Source organism: uncultured Georgenia sp., from assembly GCF_937958535.1.
Lineage (GTDB): Bacteria > Actinomycetota > Actinomycetes > Actinomycetales > Actinomycetaceae > Oceanitalea.
Genome location: NZ_CALGNQ010000108.1, coordinates 1 through 4983, shown reverse-complemented (window position 1 = coordinate 4983; position 4983 = coordinate 1). Strand labels below are relative to the sequence as shown.

The 4983-nt window shown below is 71.5% G+C and carries 5 protein-coding genes; 1 reads left to right on the top strand and 4 read right to left on the bottom strand.

The window, feature by feature from the left end; all coding sequences use genetic code 11:
• Positions 1-412 (top strand): RuBisCO large subunit C-terminal-like domain-containing protein (locus tag Q0195_RS05965; RefSeq protein ID WP_299275875.1); only part of this gene is annotated, 412 nt, incomplete at its 5' end.
• 47 nt (positions 413-459) lie between these two features.
• Here the strand turns inward: Q0195_RS05965 and Q0195_RS05960 are convergent.
• The 4 genes from Q0195_RS05960 to chvE form a co-directional block, all read right to left on the bottom strand.
• Positions 460-1143, bottom strand: coding sequence for a hypothetical protein (locus tag Q0195_RS05960; protein ID WP_299275872.1), 684 nt, complete (start codon positions 1141-1143; stop codon positions 460-462).
• 57 nt (positions 1144-1200) lie between these two features.
• Positions 1201-2370: a multiple monosaccharide ABC transporter permease gene (gene mmsB / locus Q0195_RS05955; RefSeq protein WP_299275870.1), complete on the bottom strand. Its 1170-nt coding sequence runs from the start codon at positions 2368-2370 to the stop codon at positions 1201-1203.
• Positions 2367-3920 carry a multiple monosaccharide ABC transporter ATP-binding protein gene (gene mmsA / locus Q0195_RS05950; protein WP_299275867.1) on the bottom strand — a complete coding sequence of 518 codons (1554 nt, stop codon included), beginning with the start codon at positions 3918-3920 and terminating at the stop codon, positions 2367-2369. The genes mmsB and mmsA overlap by 4 nt, the downstream gene beginning before the upstream one ends.
• Positions 3921-3987: 67 nt before the next feature.
• On the bottom strand, positions 3988-4983 hold a 996-nt coding region (gene chvE, locus Q0195_RS05945), incomplete at its 5' end, for a multiple monosaccharide ABC transporter substrate-binding protein (protein WP_299275864.1).

The window sequence follows — 4983 nt, the reverse complement described above, 5'->3', positions numbered from 1 at the left end:
CTCCCACTCCGGGATGTCCTCACCCCTCGCAGCGGGGCTGCTGCCGCGGCTCGCCGGCGCCGACATGGTGCTGACGACGACGCCGTACGGCGGCTACCCGATGCGCCGCCTGCAGTACCTGCGCACCATCCACCAGCTGACGCTGCCCCGGCCCCACGTGGCACCGTCCCTGCCGGTCATCGGCGGCGGGGTGCACCCCGGGATCGTCGGGCGCTACGTCCGCGAGGCCGGCACGGACATCGTCCTGGGCGCCGGCGGCGCCATCCAGGGCCACCCGCAGGGTGCGGCCGCCGGCGCGCGGGCGCTGCAGCGGGCCGTGGAGGCCGCGGTCGCGGGGCAGCCGGTGGAGGAGGCCGCCGAGGACTCCCCCGAGCTGGCGGCCGCCCTCGAGCTGTGGGGCGTCCACGCCTGAGCCCCGACGGGCTCACGCCGCGGCGACCACGGCCCAGCTGCCGGCGGTCAGCCGCGCGGGTAGAGCACCTCGACGGCGCCGGTGGCCGGGTCGGTGAGCGTCACCCGCGCGTCCGGGCCGAGGTGGACCTCCACCGGCTCGTCCCACACCCGCACGTGGAGGGTGTCGCCCGGGGACGCGGCGGCGAGGCGGGTGCGCAGCAGCGCCAGGTCGACGTCCTCGCCGTCGCGCACCTCCCACGAGCGGGACCCGACGGCGAGGACGCGTGCGGGTGCCGTCGTCCGCCTGCGCCCCGGCCGGCGCTCACGCCGGCCGGGCAGCGCGATCCCGAAGATGGTCGTCGGCGGTGGCTCGACCTCGCCGTCGTCGTCGGGCGGCGGCGGGTCGGCCGGCAGGTCGGGGCCCGCCCAGATCCGCCACAGGCCGTCGTGGTGCACGACGTGACCCTCGACGACGAGCTCCGCGCCGTCGGCGGCGGCCAGCTGGGCACGCAGCGACGCGGCGTGTGCCGGCGGGACGAAGCCGACGATGTGGTTGCGCCACTGCACCACCACCCGGCCCTCCAGCCCCGGCGAGAGCTGCAGGGTCGCGGGGGCGGTGGTGGCGGCCCGTTCGGCGGCGGTGAGCGCGAAGCCGATGGCGCGCTGCAGCCCGCGTGCCTCGGCCACCCAGAAGCCGGCGCCGACGTCGGCGGGCACCGGGGGACGCCGGCGCCGGTCGAAGATCCTCACGGCCCCAGTCTCCCCCGGGTCCACCGTGCGGTGCGGGCGCGACCCGCCCGACGGTGCTCAGCGCACCCCACGGCGCTTGCTCACCAGGTCGAAGGCCACCGCGACGAGGAGCACGAGGCCCTTGATGACCTGCTGCCACGCCGACTCCACCGCCATGATCGACAGGCCCATGTTGAGCACCCCCATGATGAGGGCACCGACGATCGCGCCGGAGATCCGGCCCACGCCGCCGCTCACCGCGGTGCCGCCGATGAAGGCGGCGGCGATGGCGTCGAGCTCGTAGAGGGTGCCGGCGGAGGCCACCCCGGCACCGGCACGCGACGTCGTCACCACACCCGCGAGCGCGGCGAGCAGCCCCATGTTGACGAAGACGAGGAAGTCCACCCTGCGGGTGTTGATGCCGGAGAGCACCGCCGCCTGGAGGTTGCCGCCCACTGCGTAGACGTGCCGGCCGAAGACCGTGCGGTTCATGACGAAGGAGTAGGCGACGACGAGCACCCCGACGATGACGAGGACGATCGGGGTGCCGCCCGCGCTGCGCGAGAGCAGGTAGGTGACGAAGGCGATGAGCGCACCGGCCACCACGAGCCGCCCGACGAAGGCCGCGAGCGGTTCGACGGCGAGGTCGTGCCTCCGCTTGGCGAGCCGGCTGCGCACCTGCCCGACGACGAGCCCGGCGACGGCGACCGCACCGATGAGCAGGGTGACGACGTCGAGGTTGGCGACGAAGCCGAGCACGTTGGGCACCGAGCCGTTGGAGATGCGGATGAAGCCGCGCGGCAGCCCGGCGACGGTGGTGCCGACGAGCACGATCGCCAGGCCGCGGAAGATGAGCATGCCGGCGAGGGTGACGATGAAGGCCGGGATGCCGACGTAGGCGACCCAGAAGCCCTGCCAGGCGCCGATGACCGCGCCGAGCGCGAGCGCCACGACGACGGCGAGCAGCCAGGGCACCTCGTAGCTGTTCATGAGGATGGCGGTCACGCCGCCGACGAACGCGACGACGGAGCCCACGGACAGGTCGATGTGCCGGGCGACGATGACCATGACCATCCCGATGGCCAGGATCATGACGTAGGCGTTCTGCTGGATGAGGCTGGCGACGTTGTTCGGCACCAGGAGCAGTCCGTCGGTGAGGACCTGGAAGAGGAGCACGATCGCCACGAGCGCGATCATGATCCCGTACTGGCGGACGTTGCGCCCGAGGTACTGTGCGAGCTCGCTCATCGGGACACGCCCTCCCTGTCCATGGTCATGAGGTGCATGAGCCGCTCCTGGCTCGCCTCGGCGCGCGGGACGACGCCGGTGATCCGGCCCTGGCTCATCGCGAAGACCCGGTCGCAGATGCCGAGCAGCTCGGGCAGCTCGGAGGAGATGACGAGCACTCCCTTGCCGGCGGCGGCGAGCTCGTTGATCACCTGGTAGATCTCGTACTTCGCGCCGACGTCGATGCCGCGTGTGGGTTCGTCGAGGATGAGCACCTCCGGCTCGGTGTAGATCCACTTGGCCAGCGCGACCTTCTGCTGGTTGCCGCCGGAGAGCTGGCCGACCACCGTCTGGACGGTCGGCGTCTTGATCCGCAGGTTGCGGCGGAACCGCTCGGCGACCGACGTCTCGCGGTACCGGTCGACCACCCCGTGGCGGGCGAGCGCGCGCAGGTTGGCGGCGGTGATGTTCGTGGTGATGTCCTGGATGAGGTTGAGGCCGTAGCGCTTGCGGTCCTCCGAGGCGTAGGCGAGGCCGTGCCGGATCGCCTCCTCGACCGTGGTCGCACGGACCTCGCGGCCGGCGACGTACAGCCGCCCGGAGATGCCGGTGCCGTAGGCGTGGCCGAAGACGGACATCGCCAGCTCGGTGCGGCCGGCGCCCATGAGGCCGGCCAGCCCGACCACCTCGCCGCGGCGCACGTCGAGGGACGCGTGGTCGACGACGACCCGCTCGGTGTCCACCGGGTGGTGCACGGTCCAGTCCTCGATGCGCAGCACCTCCTCCCCCACCGCCGGGGTGCGGTCGGGGTACCGGTTCTCCAGGTCGCGGCCCACCATGAGCCGGATGACCTGCTCCTCGGTCACCGGGTGCGCCTCGTCGTGCAGGTCGAGGGTCTGGATGGTCGCGCCGTCGCGCAGCACGGTGACGGAGTCGGCGATGGCGGCGATCTCGTTGAGCTTGTGGGAGATGAGGATCATCGTGATGCCCTGCTCGCGCAGCTGGCGCATGAGGCCGAGGAGGTGGGCGCTGTCCTCGTCGTTCAGGGCCGCGGTGGGCTCGTCGAGGATGAGGAGACGCACCTCCTTCGACAGCGCCTTGGCGATCTCGACGAGCTGCTGGCGGCCCACCCCGAGGTCGACGATCTTGTCGTCGGGCTCGGCGTCCAGGCCGACGCGGGCGATGAGCCTGGCGGCCTCGCTGTTCGTCGCGTTCCAGTCGATGACGCCGCCGCGCATCCGTTCGTTGCCGAGGAAGATGTTCTCCGCGACGGACAGGTACGGGCTCAGCGCCAGCTCCTGGTGGATGATGACGATCCCGCGCTGCTCGCTGTCCCGGATCGAGCGGAAGGCGCACGGCTCCCCGTCGAGGAGGATCTCGCCGGTGTAGCTGCCGTGGGGGTGGACCCCGGACAGCACGTTCATGAGCGTGGACTTGCCCGCGCCGTTCTCGCCGACGACGGCGTGGACCTCACCCCGCCTGACGGTGAGGTCCACGTCGGTCAGCGCCCGGACGCCGGGGAACGTCTTGGTGATCCGCCGCATCTGGAGGATCGGCGGCTGCGTCGCCATGGGTGCTCCTCGTTCGCGAATGGGCCGCCCGTCCCGCCGCGCCGTGGTCGACGGGACGGGCGACGTCTCAGAGTCCCAGCTCCTCCGCGGTGAAGAACTCCGAGTCCACCAGGGCGGACTCGACGGTGTCGGGGGTGACCACCTGCGGCGGCAGGAGGAAGGAGGGCACGACCTTCACCCCGTTGTCGTAGGTCTCGGTGTCGTTGACGGTGACCTCCTCACCGGCGGTGATCTGGTCGATCATCGTCGCCACCTGGTCGCCCAGGGTGCGGGTGTCCTTCCACACCGTCATCGCCTGCATGCCGGCGAGCATGTTCTTGACGTTGGCGAGGTCGGCGTCCTGGCCGGTGATGAGCGGCCAGTCCTCCCCGGGGGTGTACCCGGCGGCGTCCAGCGCCTGCTCGATGCCCAGGGCGAGGGAGTCGTTCGGGGACAGGACGACGTCAACCTTGTCGTCCGCGTAGAAGGAGTTGAGCCGGTTCTCCATCTCGGCCTGCGCCGTCTGGCTGAGCCAGCCCTGGATCCCGATCGAGGGCCAGTCGTCGTTGGACTCCGGGGCCTTGCCCGAGGGCACGACGAGCTGGCCGTTGTCGATGTAGGGGCGCAGCTGGTCCCATGCCCCGGAGAAGAAGAAGCGGGCGTTGTTGTCGTCCGGTGAGCCGGCGAACGGCTCGAGGTTGAACGGGCCCTCGCCGTCCTCCAGGCCGAGCTCCTCGATGATGAACTCCCCCTGCAGCCGGCCGACCTCGTAGTTGTCGAAGGTGGCGTAGTAGTCGACGTTCTCCGACTCGTTGATCAGCCGGTCGTAGGCGATGACGGTGGCACCGGCCGACGCCGCCTGCTCGAGCACCGGTCCCAGCGCGGTGCCGTCGATGGAGGCGATGACGAGGATCTCGGCGCCCTGGTTGACCATGTTCTGGATCTGGGTGATCTGCTGGTCGACCTCGTTGTCCGCGTACTGGAGGGAGGTCTCGTAGCCCCGTTCCTGGAGCAGGGCCTCCAGGTGGGAGCCGTCGTTGTTCCAGCGCTCGAGCGAGCGGGTCGGCATGGCGATGCCGACGAG

Bases quoted from the DNA above. Each gene is read 5' to 3' on its own strand.
- mmsB (WP_299275870.1), bottom strand. From the start codon at position 2,370: ATGAGCGAGCTCGCACAGTACCTCGGGCGCAACGTCCGCCAGTACGGG.
- mmsA (WP_299275867.1), bottom strand. From the start codon at position 3,920: ATGGCGACGCAGCCGCCGATCCTCCAGATGCGGCGGATCACCAAGACG.